Annotated in this window: 14 protein-coding genes and 2 tRNA genes; 10 read left to right on the top strand and 6 right to left on the bottom strand. The window is 71.9% G+C overall.

Translation table 11 applies throughout. From position 1 onward, the window contains the following. The coding region (locus ACTIF1_RS19400; protein WP_439598106.1) for a glutamine synthetase beta-grasp domain-containing protein at positions 1 to 617 on the bottom strand (617 nt) is incomplete at its 3' end. Between the two features lie 191 nt (positions 618 to 808). Further along, positions 809 to 1,147: a P-II family nitrogen regulator gene (locus tag ACTIF1_RS19395; protein WP_168045998.1), complete on the bottom strand. Its 339-nt coding sequence runs from the start codon at positions 1,145 to 1,147 to the stop codon at positions 809 to 811. A 354-nt stretch (positions 1,148 to 1,501) separates the two neighbouring features. On the opposite strand from ACTIF1_RS19395, the gene ACTIF1_RS19390 reads away from it, so the two are divergent. The 6 genes from ACTIF1_RS19390 to ACTIF1_RS19365 all read left to right on the top strand — a co-directional run bounded on the left by ACTIF1_RS19390 (position 1,502) and on the right by ACTIF1_RS19365 (position 5,692). Then, positions 1,502 to 2,695 carry an aminotransferase gene (locus tag ACTIF1_RS19390; RefSeq protein WP_439598105.1) on the top strand — a complete coding sequence of 398 codons (1,194 nt, stop codon included), beginning with the start codon at positions 1,502 to 1,504 and terminating at the stop codon, positions 2,693 to 2,695. Continuing rightward, the gene (locus ACTIF1_RS19385; protein ID WP_439598104.1) at positions 2,696 to 3,100 is read left to right on the top strand and encodes a cytidine deaminase; all 405 of its coding nucleotides are present in this window, start codon (positions 2,696 to 2,698) and stop codon (positions 3,098 to 3,100) included. It abuts the gene before it with no gap. 61 nt (positions 3,101 to 3,161) lie between these two features. Continuing rightward, positions 3,162 to 3,234: transfer RNA gene (locus tag ACTIF1_RS19380), tRNA-His, on the top strand. A 31-nt stretch (positions 3,235 to 3,265) separates the two neighbouring features. Next, a complete protein-coding gene (locus ACTIF1_RS19375) occupies positions 3,266 to 4,051 on the top strand; it encodes an SDR family oxidoreductase (protein WP_439598103.1) in 786 nt (261 codons plus the stop codon). Further along, positions 4,051 to 4,731 carry a zinc metallopeptidase gene (locus tag ACTIF1_RS19370; protein ID WP_439598102.1) on the top strand — a complete coding sequence of 227 codons (681 nt, stop codon included), beginning with the start codon at positions 4,051 to 4,053 and terminating at the stop codon, positions 4,729 to 4,731. The genes ACTIF1_RS19375 and ACTIF1_RS19370 overlap by 1 nt, the downstream gene beginning before the upstream one ends. Before the next feature lie 151 nt (positions 4,732 to 4,882). Further along, positions 4,883 to 5,692, top strand: a complete 810-nt coding sequence (locus ACTIF1_RS19365) for an aspartate dehydrogenase (RefSeq protein ID WP_439598101.1) — start codon at positions 4,883 to 4,885, stop codon at positions 5,690 to 5,692. 9 nt (positions 5,693 to 5,701) lie between these two features. Here ACTIF1_RS19365 and ACTIF1_RS19360 read toward each other — a convergent pair whose 3' ends face one another. After that, entirely contained in the window at positions 5,702 to 6,079 is a 378-nt protein-coding gene (locus ACTIF1_RS19360) for a PH domain-containing protein (RefSeq protein ID WP_439598100.1), read from the bottom strand. Between the two features lie 143 nt (positions 6,080 to 6,222). Continuing rightward, positions 6,223 to 9,795: an ABC transporter ATP-binding protein gene (locus tag ACTIF1_RS19355; RefSeq protein ID WP_439598099.1), complete on the bottom strand. Its 3,573-nt coding sequence runs from the start codon at positions 9,793 to 9,795 to the stop codon at positions 6,223 to 6,225. A gap of 117 nt (positions 9,796 to 9,912) precedes the next feature. On the opposite strand from ACTIF1_RS19355, the gene ACTIF1_RS19350 reads away from it, so the two are divergent. Then, on the top strand, positions 9,913 to 10,815 hold the full coding sequence (locus ACTIF1_RS19350; RefSeq protein ID WP_439598098.1) for a LysR substrate-binding domain-containing protein: 903 nt from the start codon (positions 9,913 to 9,915) through the stop codon (positions 10,813 to 10,815). Positions 10,816 to 10,839: 24 nt separating this feature from the next. Here ACTIF1_RS19350 and ACTIF1_RS19345 read toward each other — a convergent pair whose 3' ends face one another. Together ACTIF1_RS19345 and ACTIF1_RS19340 are read right to left on the bottom strand one after the other, a co-directional pair. Then, positions 10,840 to 12,399 (bottom strand): hypothetical protein, encoded by a 1,560-nt coding sequence (locus ACTIF1_RS19345; protein WP_439598097.1) that lies wholly within the window; start codon positions 12,397 to 12,399, stop codon positions 10,840 to 10,842. A 191-nt stretch (positions 12,400 to 12,590) separates the two neighbouring features. After that, a tRNA-Thr gene (locus ACTIF1_RS19340) sits at positions 12,591 to 12,665 on the bottom strand. 103 nt (positions 12,666 to 12,768) lie between these two features. Between ACTIF1_RS19340 and ACTIF1_RS19335 the strand changes: the two genes are divergently transcribed. From ACTIF1_RS19335 to ACTIF1_RS19325, 3 genes are read left to right on the top strand one after another with little or no spacing between them, the layout of a single operon-like run. Further along, positions 12,769 to 13,839 carry an efflux RND transporter periplasmic adaptor subunit gene (locus tag ACTIF1_RS19335; protein WP_439598096.1) on the top strand — a complete coding sequence of 357 codons (1,071 nt, stop codon included), beginning with the start codon at positions 12,769 to 12,771 and terminating at the stop codon, positions 13,837 to 13,839. Continuing rightward, positions 13,836 to 15,080 (top strand): ABC transporter permease, encoded by a 1,245-nt coding sequence (locus ACTIF1_RS19330; RefSeq protein ID WP_439598095.1) that lies wholly within the window; start codon positions 13,836 to 13,838, stop codon positions 15,078 to 15,080. Before ACTIF1_RS19335 ends, ACTIF1_RS19330 begins: the two co-directional genes overlap by 4 nt. Then, positions 15,080 to 15,769 (top strand): ABC transporter ATP-binding protein, encoded by a 690-nt coding sequence (locus tag ACTIF1_RS19325; RefSeq protein WP_439598107.1) that lies wholly within the window; start codon positions 15,080 to 15,082, stop codon positions 15,767 to 15,769. The genes ACTIF1_RS19330 and ACTIF1_RS19325 overlap by 1 nt, the downstream gene beginning before the upstream one ends. Positions 15,770 to 15,791: the final 22 nt, after the last annotated feature.

Here is a 15,791-nt window from a genome sequence, read left to right as displayed (position 1 = left end):
TCGGCGCGCAGGTCGCCCTCGCTGTCCACCGGCGCCACCGGGAAGTAGCCGCCCTTGACCACCGGGCGGTGGCCCATGTTGCCCTCCGGATAGTCCTTCAGGCTGGCGCCCGGACCCTCGACGGAGTCGAGCTGGTAGATGCCGTAGTTGCCGCCGGTGCCGAACTTCACGCTGTCGAAGACGAAGAACTCCGCCTCCGGGCCGAAGAAGGCAGTGTCGCCGATGCCGGTCGACTTCAGATAGGCCTCGGCGCGCTTCGCCGTGCTGCGCGGGTCGCGCGAATACATCTGGCCGGTCGACGGCTCCACGATGTCGCAGAACAGGATCATCTGCGGCTTGGCCGCGAAGGGATCCATGACGGCGGTGGAGGGGTCCGGCATCAGGATCATGTCGGACTCGTTGATCGCCTTCCAGCCGGCGATCGAGGAGCCGTCGAACATGATGCCGTCCGCGAACACGTCCTCATCGATCGTGGAGACGTGCTGCGCGGTGTGCTGCCACTTGCCGCGCGGATCGGTGAAACGGAAATCGACGTATTCGACGCTGTGCTCCTTGATCATTTCCATGACCTTGGAGACGGCGGCGTTGCTGCCCCCGGCTGCCGGCTTCTTCGCCATCGTGTGCGGTCCTGTGCCTTTGTTCGTCCCGGTCCCATTTGCCGCGCGACGGAGACCGGCCCCCGCCACGCGCCCGGATGGTGCCGCCACCCCCGACGGGAGCGCCCCGGCCATCCGGTCAGCCTTCTCCGGCATCCCTGCCGGTCCGGCCCGTCTTCGCCCGCCCGGCATCGTGCCGGGCGGATCAGAAATCAAACCGCGTCGTCGCCCCGTTCGCCGGTGCGGATGCGGATCACCTCCTGCACGTCGCTGACGAAGATCTTGCCATCGCCGATGCGCCCGGTGCGGGCCGCGGCGGTGATCGCCTCGATCGCGCGCTCCATCAGCTCATCCGGGCAGACCACCTCGATCTTCACCTTCGGCAGGAAGTCCACGACGTATTCGGCGCCGCGATACAGCTCGGTATGGCCCTTCTGCCGCCCGAACCCCTTCGCCTCGACCACGGTCAGCCCTTGCAGGCCGATCTCGTGCAGCGCGTCCTTCACCTCATCGAGTTTGAAGGGCTTGATGATCGCCTCGATCTTTTTCATCGGCTCCGTCGCTCCGCATGCCGGCCGGATGGCCCGACGCAAGCGCTGATTCCCCCCGGCCACTGGCGCCGCGCAACCGGCGGGCCGGTGCGGGACGGGCAGCCCGGCCATGCCCAGGCTACCGCCCCGGTCATCGTCCCAGCTACCGCCCCTCCTGTTGCATGGCGCGTGCCATGCGGGCAACGGCGCAGGCCGCGGATTCTGGCACGGTCAGCATCCAAAACGATCATATCGCAGGCAAATAGCACATAAATTGAGCAGCCATATCCCCCGCTGTTGCGCCTGCAACCCTATGGTCCCATCATTCCCCGTGCGCCCCGACCTCGCCGCACCAGCCCCTCCGAGAGATCTTCCGTGAAGCCCCAGAACGACCTCCTCTCCGCCACCGGGACCACCATCTTCACGGTGATGTCGGCGCTCGCCACCGAACATGGCGCCATCAACCTCGGCCAGGGTTTTCCGGACTATGACGGGCCGGAGGATGTCATCGAGGCCGCCGCCGCCGCGCTGAAGGACGGCCGCAACCAATACCCGCCGATGAGTGGCCATCCGGAGCTCCGCCAGGCGGTGGCCGCCCACAACCGCCGCTTCTACGGGCTGGAGGTGGACCCCAATGCCGAGGTCATCGTCACCTCCGGCGCCACCGAGGCGATCACGGCCTGCCTGATGGCCGTGCTGAACCCCGGCGACGAATGCGTGCTGATCGAGCCGCTCTACGACACCTACCTGCCGGTGGTGAAGCTGCTGGGCGCGATCCCGAAGCTGGTCCGCCTGACGCCGCCGAAATGGGAACTGCCGCGCGCCGAGCTCGCCGCCGCCTTCGGCCCGAAGACCAAGGCCATCCTGCTCAACACGCCGATGAACCCCACCGGCAAGGTGTTCACCCATGCCGAGCTGGCCTTCATCGCGGATCTGCTGGAGCGGCACGACTGCTACGCGATCTGCGACGAGGTCTACGAGCACCTGACCTTCGACGGCTGGAAGCACGTGCCGCTGATGACCCTGCCGGGGATGCGGGAGCGCTGCATGCGAATCGGCTCGGCCGGCAAGACCTTCAGCCTGACCGGCTGGAAGATCGGCTATGTCACCTGCGACCGCTCGCTCGCCGGTAATGTCACCAAGGCGCACCAGAACCTGACCTTCACCACCGCGCCGAACCTGCAGCGCGGCATCGCCGTCGGCCTGGCCAAGGACGATTCCTATTTCGCGGGCCTCTCCGCCAGCCTGGAGGCGAAGCGGGACCGGCTGGCGGCGGGGCTGGCCCGACTCGGCTTCGGCGTGCTGCCGACCCAGGGCAGCTACTTCATCACCACCGATTTCCGGCCCTTGGGCTTCAACGGGGACGATGTGGCCTTCTGCCGGACGCTGACCGTGGAGGCGAAGGTCACCGCCATTCCCGTCACGGCCTTCTATGCCTCCGCCGATGCGCCCAGCCACTACGCCCGCTTCGCCTTCTGCAAGGGCGATGCGGTGCTGGACGAGGCCCTGGGACGGATCGAGGCCTGGCTCGCCAGCCGCAGCGGCGAAGCCCGCGCGGCCGCCGGCTGAATGGATCTCGCCGGCCTGATGGAACGGGCGGAGGCGGCGCGGGCCCAGGCCTATGCGCCCTATTCCCGCTTCCAGGTCGGCGCCGCGCTTCTGTGCGAGGACGGCAGCATCCAGGCCGGCTGCAACATGGAGAATGCCAGCTTCGGGGCCACCATCTGCGCCGAACGCCTGGCACTCGGCGCCGCCATCGCCCGCGGCCAGCGCCGCTTCCGGGCCATCGCGGTGGCCGGCCCGGCGGGCGTCTCGCTCTCACCCTGCGGCCTTTGCCGCCAGGTGATCTCCGAGTTTTCGCCGGATGGCAGCCTGGTGGTGGCGATGCGCGACGCGGAGGGCCGCCTGCGCCAGGCCTCCATCGCCGCCCTGCTGCCCGACCGCTTCGGCCCCGACCAGCTTCACCCCGGTTGACGTGACCCGGCGCCTCGCCTTATCACCCCCCGCCCGGGGCAACCCGGACATGTGGCGTGTGGCGGTCGTAGCTCAGCTGGTAGAGCGCCAGGTTGTGGTCTTGGATGTCGCGGGTTCGAGCCCCGTCGATCGCCCATTCGCCCACACGTCCAGGAAAACAACCACATGCAGATCCGCCTCGATGGCCGCATTGCCCTGATCACCGGGGGCTCCAAGGGCCTCGGCCTCGCCATCGCCGAAAGTTTTCTCGAATCCGGCGCCGCCGTGGCGCTCGTCGCGCGTGGGGCGGAGGCGCTGGACAGCGCCAGGTCCCGCCTGCTGGGGAAATTCCAGGGCGCCCGGGTGGCCACCATCTCCGCCGATGTCGGCACCGCCGAAGGCTGCGCCCGCGCCGCCCGGACCGCCGCCGCCGAGCTCGGCCCCATCGACATCCTGGTGAACAATGCCGGCACCAGCCAGCGCGGCCCCTTCATGGAGGTGGACGACGCCCTCTGGCAGGCCGACCTCGACCTGAAGCTCTTCGCCGCCATCCGCCTGACCCGCGCCGTCTGGCCCGGCATGCAGGAACGCCGCTGGGGCCGCATCATCAATGTGCTGAATGTGGGCGCCAAGGCGCCGGCCGCTGGCGGCGCCCCCACCGCCGTCTCCCGCGCCGCCGGCATGGCATTGACGAAAATCCTGGCCGGCGAGGGCGCGCCCCACAATATCCTGGTGAACGGCATGCTGGTCGGCATCATCGAGAGCGACCAATGGGTCCGCCGCCACGCCGCCGACCCGCGCGGCATTTCCTGGGAAGACTGGAAGGCCGAGCAGGGGAAGGGCGTGCCGCTGGGCCGCATCGGCCGCGCCGAGGAATTCGCCGCCATGGCGACCTTCCTCGCCTCGGAACAGGGCGGCTATGTCACCGGCACGGCCATCAATGTCGATGGCGGGCGCAGTCCCGTCGTCTGATGCTCCTGCTCGGCATCCTCGGCTTCCTGCTGCTGCTGGCCCTGCTCTTCGGGCCGCAGCTCTGGGTGCAGCATGTGCTGGCCCGGGCGCAGGCGGAGCGGCCGGACCTGCCCGGCACCGGCGCGGAACTGGCCCGCCACCTGCTGGACGAGGCCGATCTTCGCCAGGTGAAGGTCGAGGAGACGGAGGCCGGCGACCATTACGACCCGGAAGCCGGCGTGGTGCGCCTGACCGCGCCACATTTCCATGGCCGTTCCATCGCGGCCGTGGCGGTGGCGACGCATGAGGTGGCGCATGCCGTGCAGCATGCCCGGGGCGAGCCCGGCTTCCGGCGCCGCGTCGCGCTGATCCGCCTCATCACCCCGCTCGACCGCATCGCCCAGCTGGTGCTGGTTTCCATCCCGCTGGTCTTCGCCGCGGTGCGGTCGCCCGCGCTGGTCGCCTTGCAGCTGGCGCTGGTGGTCACCCTCTTCGCCGGCCGGCTCGCGGTGCATGCCGTGACCCTGCCGGTGGAGCTGGATGCCAGCTTCCGCAAGGCGCTGCCGGTGCTGGAACAGGGCGGCTACCTGCAACCCGCCGACCTGCCGCAGGCGCGGCGCGTGCTGCGGGCCGCGGCGCTGACCTATGTGGCGGCGGGGCTGATCACGCTGATCAATGCGCTGCGCTGGTTCCGGCCATAATGCCCAAGCACGCCGCATTGGCGGCGGGCCGCCTTCGCGGCCTCGGCCCTGCGGGCCGCCGGGCTTCATCTCCTGCGCCGGTCGATGGCGGCTTTCCACTGGCCGCATCCTGCTGTAGCCCCGCCGCTGAACTTTTCCGGGGGCGCCGCACATGGCTCGTGAACTGACCGTCGCAATCGCTGGCCTGGGCGCCATCGGCCTGCATCTGGCCCGCGCGCTGGATGCCGGCGTGGAAGGCCTGCGGCTGGTCGCCGTCTCCGCCCGCGACCAGGACAAGGCCCGCGCCAACCTGGCCGGCTTCCGCAGCCAGCCTGCCCTGGTCGGCCTGGCGGATCTCGCCCAGGCCGATGTGGTGGTGGAAGCCGCCCCGGCCGCGGTCTTCGAGCAGGTGGCCATCGCCGCCATCGAGGCCGGGCGCATCTTCGTCCCCAGCAGCGTCGGCGCGCTGCTGCCGCGCATGCACCTGGTCGAACGCGCCCGGGCCACCGGCGCGCGCATCATCGTCCCCACCGGCGCGCTGCTCGGCCTGGATGCGGTGCGCGCGGCGGCGGAGGGCGAGGTCGCCTCCGTCACCATCGAGACGCGCAAGCCGCCGCGCGGCCTGGTGGGCGCGCCCTATCTCGACCAGCACAAGATCGACGTGACCGGCATCACCACGCCGACCCTCATCTTCAAGGGCAATGCCTTCGACGCCGCCCAGGGCTTTCCCGCGAACGTCAACGTCGCCGCCGCCCTGGCGCTGGCCGGCATCGGGCCGGAGCGCACCACGGTGCAGATCTGGGCCGACACCACCGTGACGCGCAACACCCACACCATCCGCGTGGAGGCCGCCAGCGCGCGGCTGACCATGACCATCGAGAATGTGCCGAGCGAGGAGAACCCCCGCACCGGCAAGATCACCCCCCTGTCGATCCTGGCCTGCCTGCGCGGCCTGACCAGCACGCTGAAGGTGGGGAGCTGAGGGCGCGCGCTACCTGAGGACGCCTTCCGAGAGCATCCGATGCACGGCGAGGTATTCGCCGCCCTTGGGGAAGCTCTTGACGATCGGCTGCGGATCGCCCCGCAGCCAGATCTTCAGCTCCGCATCCATGTCGAAGGTCCCGGCGGATTCGACGGCGTAGCGCGCGATATCCTGGTAGGGGATGCTGAGATACTCGGTCTTCCGGCCGGTGATGCCCTGCCGGTCCACCAGGATGCAGCGCTTGTTGGTGAAGACGAACATGTCGCGCACCAGGCGATAGGCGCCCTTGACCTCCTCGCCCGCAATCAGCAGCGGAGAGAACTCCGCCGCGAGCTTCGCCAGATCCACCTTGGAGGAATTGCCCATCAGGGCATCGAAGACGCTCACCTGTTTCTCCCTTGCGCTGACGCCGGATCGCGACCGCCCGCCGCGTCGACGCGCAAAGCAGTGTCCGTTTCGCGGCTCCAGGTAAAATCACTTCGAGAGCACGCGATCCGTCCTTTCGGACGGATCCGGCGCTGGGCGCCCCCCTACTCCGCCGCCGCCGCGCTCTGCCAGGCGACCAGCCGGGCATAGACGCCGCCGCGGGCCAGCAGCGCGGCATGCGGGCCGGCCTCCACCACCCTGCCCCGCTCCATCACCACGATCCGGTCGGCATTGCGGATGGTCGACAGCCGGTGCGCGATGACCAGCACGGTGCGGTCCGCCATCAGCGCCTCCAGCGCTTGGCGCACCAGCGCCTCGCTGATCGCGTCGAGATGCGAGGTCGCCTCGTCCAGCACCAGCACCGGCGCATCCTTCAGGAAGGCACGGGCGATGGCGATGCGCTGGCGCTGGCCGCCGGACAGCTGCACGCCACGCTCCCCGACCGGCGTGGCCAGCCCCTGCGGCAGGCTGGCGACGAAGGTCGAGAGGGCGGCGCGCTGCAAGGCGAGGTCGAGCTCCGCCGCCGTCGCCTCCGGCCGGGCCAGGCGGATATTCGCCTCCAGCGTGTCGTTGAACAGGTAGGTGTCCTGCGCCACCAGCGCGACGTGCTGGCGCAGCGCCTCCAGCGACAGGCTGCGCAGATCGGCCCCGTCGAGCGTGACGCGGCCCGCATCCGGGTCCCAGAAGCGCAGCATCAGGCTGGCAACGGTGGACTTGCCGGCGCCGGAGGGGCCGACGAGCGCGACGGTGCGCCCGGCCTCCAGCGCCAGCTCCACACCATCGAGCGCCGGCGTCGACCGGCCCGGATAGGTGAAGCGCACCCCCTCGAAGGCCATGTCGGAACCGCCGGGGCGGCGCGCGGGCCGCAGGCTGCCATCCGCCACCAGCGGCACCTCGCGCTCCACCACCCGCAGGCGGCGGGTGGAGGCGATGGTATCGGCCAGTTGCCGGCCGACCTGGGCGATCTCCGACACCGGCAGGAAGGCGGCGATGGCCAGCAGGATCAGCACGGGCAGCAGCCCGGCGGCCAGCATGCCCTGCGCCACCAGCACCGCGCCCATGGCCGCAACCGCGATGCCGCCGAGGCCGGTCGCGGCCTCCAGTTCCGCCGAAGCGCGGGACTGGTCGTCCAGCAGCGCCAGGCGCTGGCGCTGATAGGCGGCGATGCGCGCCTGGAACCCCTCCCGCCGCGCTGGCACGGCGCGGAAGGCGAGCAGGTCGCCCAGGCCCTGGATGGTCTCCGTCACATGCGCGCCCAGCGCGCCCAGCGCCTCCCGCGCCGCGGAGCCCATGCGGTCGATCCGCGCCCGGCCGCGCAGCGGGGAAAGGGCGGCGAAGGCCAGGAAGGGCAGCAGCGCCAGCGCCACCGGCCAGGCGATGGCGGCCAGCACCGCCAGCACCGTCAGCGGCACCAGCAGCGCCACCACGGCGGGGGCCACGGTATGGGCGTAGAAATACTCCACCGTCTCCACATCCGTGGTGGCCAGCGCCACCAGGTCGCCGCTGCGCCGGCGCATCAGATAGGCGGGGCCCAGCGCATCCAGCCGGGCAAACAGGTCGATCCGCATCTCCGCCAGCAGGCGATAGGCGATGTCATGCGCCAGCCAGGATTCGAGCCAGTGCAGCAGCCCCGCCAGCGGCGCCACCACCAGCAGGGCGATGGTCAGGCCGGAGAGCGACGCCCCGTCCCGCAGCGCCGCGATCAGCAGCGCACCGAGCACGCCGACGCCGATGAAGGCCGCCACCCGCAGGATGCCGAGCAGCACCACCAGCAGCATCTGCCAGCGCCAGGGCAGGATGGTGCGCAGCAGGCTGGAGAGCGTCTCGCCCCAGCCGACCGCTGCGGCCTCCGCGCCCAGATCCACTTGCGGCGCGGCCTGGGCTTCCGGCGCGGCGGCGCCTGCGGCCTCGGGCGTCGCCAGCCGGTCCGGCATCGCGCCTGCGCCGCGCTCCGAGGCCTGGCCCGCCATCAGGCGGCGATAGACGCCGTCCTGGCGGATCAGCGCGGCATGGCTGCCGCTTTCCACCACCCGCCCCTGGTCCAGCACCAGGATGCGGTCCGCACCGATCACGCTGGACAGGCGATGCGCCAGGATCAGCGTGGTGCGGCCCTGCATCAGCCGGTCCAGCGCCTGCTGGATCAGCGCCTCGTTCTCCGCATCCACCGAGGACAGCGCCTCGTCCAGGATCAGGATCGGCGCATCCCGCAGCAGGGCGCGCGCGATGGCGATCCGCTGGCGCTGGCCGCCGGACAGGCGCGCGCCGCGCTCGCCGATCACCGCCTCGTACCCGCCTGGCAGGGCCAGGATGAAATCGTGCGCATTGGCGGCACGGCAGGCGGCCTCCATCTCCGCCTGGCTCGCCTGCGGCCGGCCGAGGCGGAGGTTCTCCGCGATGGTGCCATGGAACAGCGTGGCGTCCTGCGCCACGATCGCCACCTGCGCGGCGATGCCGGCGGGATCGAGCCCCGCCACATCCTGCCCGCCGATGGCGATGCGCCCGGATTGCGGATCGTGCTGGCGCAGCAGCAGCCGCAGGATGGAGGATTTGCCGGCGCCGCTCGGCCCGACGATGCCGACGCGCTCCCCGGCCGCGATGCGGAAATCCAGCCCGTCATGCGCGGGCGCGCGGCCGCCGGGATAGGCGAAGCGCACATCCTGAAAGGCGATGGAGGGGGCCGGGTCCTCGCCGCCCAGCCGCAGCACAGCCCCGCCCGGCGCCACCGCCGGCCGCGCCTCCAGCAGCGCATTGATGCCGATGGCGGCGGACTGCCCCACCATGCCCTGGTGCAGCACCGATCGCAGGTCGCGCAGCGGGCGGAAGATCTCCGTGCCCGCCATCAGCACCACCAGCAGCGCCTCCAGGCTCATCTCGCCCGCGCCCACACGCTGCGCGCCGAGGATCAGCGCCAGCGCCGCGCCCAGCGCCATGCCGGTATCGGTGATGCCGCGCGTGAGCACGCCCATGGCCAGCACCCAGAAGGTGCTGCGGTACAGCGCGCGGGCCTTGTCCGCGAGCTTCTCGCCATAGGAGCGGCTCTGGCCGAAGGCCTGCAGCGTCGGCAGGCCCTGCACCGCGTCCAGGAACTCGCTGCCGAAGGCCTTGAAGGCCTTCTGGCGCGCCAGCGCCGCGCGCCGGTCCCAGCGATGCACAAGCGCCGGCAGCACCAGCGTGACCAGCGCCGCCACCAGCAGCACCAGCGCCACCGGCACGTCCCAGAAGGCGATGAAGAGGAAGATCGCCACCGGCGCGCAGGCGGCGATGGCGAGTTGCGGCACATACTGGCCGAAGAAGGTCTGCAGCTGCTCCACGCCATCGACCATGGAGAGCATGACGCCGCCCGTGCGCTCTCCCGCGAACCAGGCCGGGCCGAGGGCGGCGATGCGGTCAAACAGCAGGCCGCGCAGCCGGCCCTGCACGGCGGCCGCCAGGCGGTTGGCCTGCACCGCCCGCGCATGGTCCAGCACCGCGCGGACCAGCACGGCCGCCACCGCGCCCGCCAGCGGCCAGGCGATGCTGGCCAGCGTCCCGCCGGCGAAGACCCGCGCCAGGGCCACGCCCAGGAAGGCGAAGCGGGCGATGCCGGCGGCCAGCGCCAGCAGGCCGAGCAGCACGCCCCCCGCCAGGCCCAGCCGCAGGCCGGCCGTCAGCTGCCAGAGGCGAAGATCGAAATACATGCCGCGCATCCCTGGGGCCGCGGGGGAATCCGTGCGGGCCCGGCGGCAGGCTGGCCCCGCGCGGGCCTGCCGGCAAATGCTGGTTTCTCATCTGCTGTTGAGCAATAGTGAACGGCGATGCCGCCCCGCCTTCCGCCCCTCGCCGCCCTGCGCGCCTTCGCCACGGTGGCGCGGGAGGGCGGCTTTGCGCGAGCCGCAGCCACGCTGCATGTCAGCACCAGCGCCATCAGCCACCAGATCCGCGCGCTGGAGGCCGAGCTGAGGACGCCACTTCTGACCCGCGCCCGCAACGGCGCCGGCCACAGCCGCACGGAACCCACGCCGGAGGGCGCCGAGCTGCTGCTGGCGGTGGAGGAGGCGCTGACGCGGCTCGGCGAGACCTGCGATGCGATCCGCAGCCGGGCGCGCCGGGCCCGCCCCCGTCTGACCGTGGCGGCGAACGGGTCCTTCGCCTCGCTCTGGCTGGCCCCGCGGCTGGCCGCCTTCGCCGGGCGCCACCCGAGCACGGCCTGGACCATGCGCGCGGTGGAGGAGGAACGGCCCGACCTGCAGCGGGAGGGGATCGACCTGGCCATCCTGCGCCTGCGCGCCGGCGCGGTGCGGCCACCGGACCAGATCCTGTTCGAGGAGGTGATGTTCCCGGTCTGCAGCCCGGCGCTGGGCGGGATCGACACGCCGGAGAAGCTGCTGGGCCAGAGCCTGCTGGAGGAAGCCCATAGCGCCAGCCCGGAGATGGACTGGCGCCACTGGCTGGGCCTGCTGGGCCTGCCGCCGGCGCAGGGCCGGATCATCCGCTTCAGCAGCTTCAACCAGGTGATCGCGGCGGCGCTGGCGGGCGCCGGCGTGGCGCTGGGCCGCGTGCCGCTGCTGGATGCGGAACTGGCCGCCGGGCGCCTGGTGCGGCTTTTCGCGCCGCGCCAGCTTCCCGGATCCTGGGCCTTCGTCCTGCACACGCGGCCCGGGCTGGCAGGGGATCCGCATGTGACCCAGCTGCGGGATTTCCTGCTAACGGGGGGATAGGGCGCGGGCAGCCCCGCGCCCTGCTCAGCGCTGGCGCGGGAAGATCGGCGCCAGCAGGTGCCGGCTCGGCGCCACGCCCGGCGGCAGCGGGTGGGATTGCTGCGCGAGGGCCGTGACGTGGCTCGCCGTCATCTCGCTGGTCGCGTGAAGCCAGGCGAGGTTGCCCCGCAGCAGGGCCTCGGTGCGGGCCGACATGGGCTGGTGCACCAGCGTGCCGCAAACCGATTGCGCCTCCGCGATCTGCCACTCCGCGGTGGGGATCAGGGCGTGCTCGATCGGGTATTCCAGCGCGGCGGCAAAGCCCACCGCCAGGGGCCGCGCGGTGGTGGTGGACAGCGCCAGCTCACCCGTGCTGCTGACGATGAACTCCGCCCGTACCGCCGCATCGGCGCCCGGCGCGGCGCCGGCCAACGCGCGCAGCCGCCGTAGCCTGTCTTCCGCCACCTTGCGCGCCTCTGCGGCCGGATCCGGCGCAGCCGCGGCCGCATCGGGCGAAGGGCCGGGCGCCGCGCCCGGCACCGTGGCGCGGCCGAGGCCCAGCACCTCCTGCAGATCCAGCGCCAGCCGTGCCGCCGCGCCGGAGCTGCGGTTGAAGGAGAAGGTGATATTGCGCGCATACATGACGTCGTTCACCGCGATCACCCGGGCGCCGTGGCGGGCAAGCGCCGCGAAATCCCCGGCGCAGGCCAGCGTCGCCAGCGGCCTTTCGCGGCTGCTGCGCTGATCCAGGGCGCGGATCAGGTCGGCCGGGTGGAAGCGGTGCTCGCGGTCCTGCAGGGCCAGCCGGGCGTCCCCCCGGCGGATCCGCTCGCGCCCCTCCTCGGGCACCACCTCCCCCTGCCAATGCCGGAAGTCGCGCACCAGCAGCTGGCGCAGCAGGTCGCTGACGCGCGGCGGGTCGAGCCGCAGCGTCTCCAGGTTCTTCAGCTCCACCGTCAGCGCGGTATTGCCGCTGGCGCTGAGCCCGAGCGTCGCGCCGACCGGGCCGAAGATACCCTGGCCGGAGAGCTGCCCCTCGGTCAGCCGCGCCACGGTCAGCTTCGGCACCTCGGCGCGCTGCAGGCGCACCGCGGGCGTGGCCCGCAGATCGTCGCTGCTGCCGATCTCGAAATTGCCCCTTTCGCCGCGTGAACAGACGTCGCCCTGCGCGCCATAGCCGGTGCCCGCCGTCTCCGGCCGCACCGCAGGGTTGGCCGGGGCGGTCTGTTCGGCGGAACTGGCCGTGGGAATCGGCTGTAGCCGCGGCCTTTCGCGGCCCTGCCAGCCGAGTTCGCGCATCAGCAGCCAGCAGGGCGGGCTGGCGAGGCGGGTGGCCAGCGTGCGCGCGATCTCGCCCTCCACCGGCCCGCCGCCGCCACGTGCCGGCACATAGAGCAGGAGGTCGCCGACCATGACATCCTCCCGCGCCGGGTAGATGCCGAACATGGACAACCGCGCCATGGCGGCCGCCCATTGCGGCTCCACCGCCAGGTCCGGCAACTCCGGCGCGCAGCCGGCCGCCACGCCCAGCATCGGCAGCGCCGCCATCGCGCCGCGCCACCGCCCCCGCCTTTGCCGTCCTCCGGCCTCGCCGACCCTTTTCATGCCCCGCCTCCTGCGCCGGGCGCCTTGGCCCCATGCCGAGCGCCCTGGGGGCGCAGCATGGGCCTGCGGCGCGGGCCGGGCTGTGAAGTGGATTACACTGGCGCGATGCGTGCGAGGCGCCCTTGCGCCGGGCGCAGATGGCAGGGCTTCGCTATCAGGTGACGCGTGCGGCAGAGGGAACTGGGGAAGAGTGGTGCCGACACCCGGGATTGAACCGGGGACCTACTGATTACGAATCAGTTGCTCTACCGCTGAGCTATGTCGGCGCACCAACAGCCGCGCCGTATAGCCTTCCCCGCGCCTGCGGACAACCCGCCTCCGAACCCTCCCATGACCGCGGCGCGCCAAGCTGCTAGTAGCTGCTGCCAGATGCGTCGGCTTCTCCTCCTCCTCGTCCTCCTCGCCGCGGCGGGGGCGGCGGCCTGGGTCCGGTACGGGCTGCCGCCGCGCGTGGCCATCGCGCTGGCGACGCAAGGCACGGCGCTGGAGGCGGTCTATGGCACCGGCAATGTGGAGCCGGTGAACTGGGCCCGCATCGGCCCCGCCACCCGCGCCCGGCTGACCGAGGTGCTGGTGCAGGAAGGGGAGAGGGTGACGGAGGGCCAGCCCATGGCACGGCTCGATGACCGCCAGGCCCGCTCGCTGGCGGCGGAGGCCGAGGCCCGCGCCCGCTTCGCCGTGGAGGACCTGGCCCGCACCCGCACCCTGGTCGCCCGCGACATCACCGCCCGCACCAGCCTGGAACGCGCCGAGCGCGACGCCCAGGCGGCGGAGGCCACCGCCCGCGCCGCCCGCCAGCGGCTGGACGATTACGTGGTGCGCGCGCCGACCGATGGCGTGGTGCTGCGCCGGGATGCCGAGGTGGGCGAGGTTGTGGACACCCCCGCCTCGCTCTTCTGGGTCGGCGAGCCGCGGCCGCTGCGCATCACGGCGGAGGTGGATGAGGAGGATATCGCCCGGATCCGGCTCGGCCAGCGCGCCCTGCTGCGCGCCGATGCCTTCCCCGGACGTGCCATGGTCGGCCATGTCGCGCAGATCACGCCGAAGGGCGACACGGTCCGCAAGGCCTATCGGGTTCGCCTCGCCCTGCCGGACGACACGCCCCTGCTGATCGGCATGACGGTGGAGGCCAATATCGTGCTGCGGGAGGCGCCGGAGGCCGTGCTGGTGCCCCCCGCCGCCGTGGTGCTGCCGCCGGCGCCGCGCGATTCCTCCCCCACCGCGCCCCCCGCCGCCCCGCCGGGCACCACCCGCCGCGCCCATCTCTGGGTGGTGGAGAAGGAGGTGGCGCAGCGGCGGGAGGTGGAGATCGGCGTCCAATCGCCCCGCAGCATGGAGATCCTGCGCGGCCTGGCGGCCGGCGAGGCGGTGGTGCTGTCACCGCCCGAGGGCCTGCAGGACGGCCGCCCGGTGCGGCTGGAAGCCCAGCCCGCCCCATGAGGCTGCTGCTGGACCTGGCGCGCGGCATGCTGACGCGGCGGCTGCGGCAGACCCTGGTCTCGGTCACCGGCATCGCGCTGGGTGTCGCCTTCTTCATCGCCACCGCCGCCATCATGCGCGGCTTCCAGACCTATTTCGTCACCCAGATCATCGACGTCTCGCCGCATATCACCATCAAGGACGAAACCCGCCGCCCCGCCGCCCAGGCGGCGGAGCTCGCGCATCCGGATGGCGCGGTGCTGGTGCATGGGGTGAAGCCGCGGGACCGCGTGCGCGGCATCCGCAATGCCGGCCAGAAGGTGGCGATCCTGGAGGCGATGGAGGGGGTGGCCGCCGCCCCCGTGCTGCAGGCGCAATCCTTGCTGCGCTACGGATCGCGCGACGTCTCCGCCGTGCTGACGGGGCTGGAGCCGGAGCGGCATCGCCGCGTCTCCAACATCGAGAAGGACATGATCGCCGGCACGCTGGAGGATCTGCGCCGCTCCGCCAATGGCATCATCGTGGGGGAGGCGCTGGCCTGGCGGCTCGGAATCGGCATGGGCGATACGCTCTCGGCCGTTGCGCCTTCCGGCACCGTGCTGTCGATGAAGGTGGTCGGGCTGTTCCGCACCGGCATCCAGGCGGTGGACCAGGGCCATGCCTTCGCGCTGCTGAAGGTGGCGCAGGTGCTGGCGGACCGGCCGAATGTGGTGAACCAGATCCTGGTCCGCCTGGCGGATGTGACCCAGGCCGAACCCCTGGCGCGGCAGATCGAATCCCGCTTCGGCGACCGGACGGAGAGCTGGGAGGAGCAGTCGGCCAATATCCTGACCGTCTTCGTCATCCAGAACGCCATCATGTTTTCCGTCACGGGCGCCATCCTGCTGGTCGCCGCCTTCGGCATCTACAACGTGATTTCCACGGTCGTGATCGAGAAGACCCGGGACATCGCCATCCTGAAGTCGCTGGGCTTCACGGAGGGCGATATCCAGCTGCTGTTCCTGGTGCAGGGCATCGTCGCCGGGCTGCTCGGCGCCCTGGTGGGCTGCGTGCTGGGCGCGCTGATGATCGAGGGCCTGGCGCTGATCCGCTTCGGCGTGCAGACGCCCTCCGGCCAGGGGCAGTTCCTGCTGGACCGGGATGTCCGGCTCTATCTGCTGGCCAGCCTCTTCGCCCTGGTTGCCGCCGCGGCGGCCTCCGTCATCCCGGCGCGGCGGGCCAGCCGGCTGGATCCGGTGCAGGTGGTGCGGGGCGCGGCGTGATGGAGGCCCCGCCGCTGCTGGAAGCCCGCGACGCCACGCGCCAATTGCCGGAGGGCGCGGTGCTGGTGCGGGATGTGTCGCTGACCATCCGGCCGGGCGAGTTCATCGCCGTGACCGGCCCCTCCGGCTCCGGCAAATCCTCGCTGCTCTATCTGCTTGGCCTGCTCGACCGGCCGAGCCAGGGCGAGGTGCTGCTGGAGGGGCGCGACACGGCCCGGTTGCCGGCGGCGGAGCTGGCCGGGCTGCGACTGTCGAAGCTGGGCTTCGTCTTCCAGTTCCATTTCCTGCTGCCGGAATTCACCGCGCTGGACAATGTGCTGATCCCCATCCGGCGGCTCGGCCGCCTGCACGGCGCCGCCGCGCGGGACCGGGCGATGGGCCTGCTGGAGGCCTTCGGCCTGGCGGAGGCCTGGCATAAACTGCCCGAGCAGCTTTCGGGCGGCATGCGGCAACGCTGCGCCATCGCCCGCGCCCTGGCCAATGACCCGGCCCTGATCCTGGCCGACGAGCCGACCGGCAATCTGGACAGCGTGAATGCCGGCGCCGTCTTCGACATTTTCGGGCGTCTGACGCAGGAGGAGGGGCGGTCGATCGTGGTGGTGACCCACGACGCCGCCCTGGCCCGCCGCGCCACGCGCCAGATCCGGCTGGTGGATGGCGTGGTGGTCAGCGACGCGGCGCAGGGCTGAGAAGCAGCACCGCGCCGCCTGA

Origin of the sequence: Falsiroseomonas sp. (genome assembly GCF_051860665.1) — a bacterium.
Lineage (GTDB): Bacteria > Pseudomonadota > Alphaproteobacteria > Acetobacterales > Acetobacteraceae > Falsiroseomonas.
Note: the sequence above shows the minus strand (reverse complement) of the source record. Positions and strands in the feature narration are given on the sequence as shown.

Bases quoted from the DNA above. Each gene is read 5' to 3' on its own strand.
- ACTIF1_RS19395 (WP_168045998.1), bottom strand. From the start codon at position 1,147: ATGAAAAAGATCGAGGCGATCATCAAGCCCTTCAAACTCGATGAGGTG.
- ACTIF1_RS19385 (WP_439598104.1), top strand. From the start codon at position 2,696: ATGGATCTCGCCGGCCTGATGGAACGGGCGGAGGCGGCGCGGGCCCAG.
- ACTIF1_RS19375 (WP_439598103.1), top strand. From the start codon at position 3,266: ATGCAGATCCGCCTCGATGGCCGCATTGCCCTGATCACCGGGGGCTCC.
- ACTIF1_RS19370 (WP_439598102.1), top strand. From the start codon at position 4,051: ATGCTCCTGCTCGGCATCCTCGGCTTCCTGCTGCTGCTGGCCCTGCTC.
- ACTIF1_RS19365 (WP_439598101.1), top strand. From the start codon at position 4,883: ATGGCTCGTGAACTGACCGTCGCAATCGCTGGCCTGGGCGCCATCGGC.
- ACTIF1_RS19355 (WP_439598099.1), bottom strand. From the start codon at position 9,795: ATGTATTTCGATCTTCGCCTCTGGCAGCTGACGGCCGGCCTGCGGCTG.
- ACTIF1_RS19350 (WP_439598098.1), top strand. From the start codon at position 9,913: ATGCCGCCCCGCCTTCCGCCCCTCGCCGCCCTGCGCGCCTTCGCCACG.
- ACTIF1_RS19345 (WP_439598097.1), bottom strand. From the start codon at position 12,399: ATGAAAAGGGTCGGCGAGGCCGGAGGACGGCAAAGGCGGGGGCGGTGG.
- ACTIF1_RS19335 (WP_439598096.1), top strand. From the start codon at position 12,769: ATGCGTCGGCTTCTCCTCCTCCTCGTCCTCCTCGCCGCGGCGGGGGCG.
- ACTIF1_RS19330 (WP_439598095.1), top strand. From the start codon at position 13,836: ATGAGGCTGCTGCTGGACCTGGCGCGCGGCATGCTGACGCGGCGGCTG.
- ACTIF1_RS19325 (WP_439598107.1), top strand. From the start codon at position 15,080: ATGGAGGCCCCGCCGCTGCTGGAAGCCCGCGACGCCACGCGCCAATTG.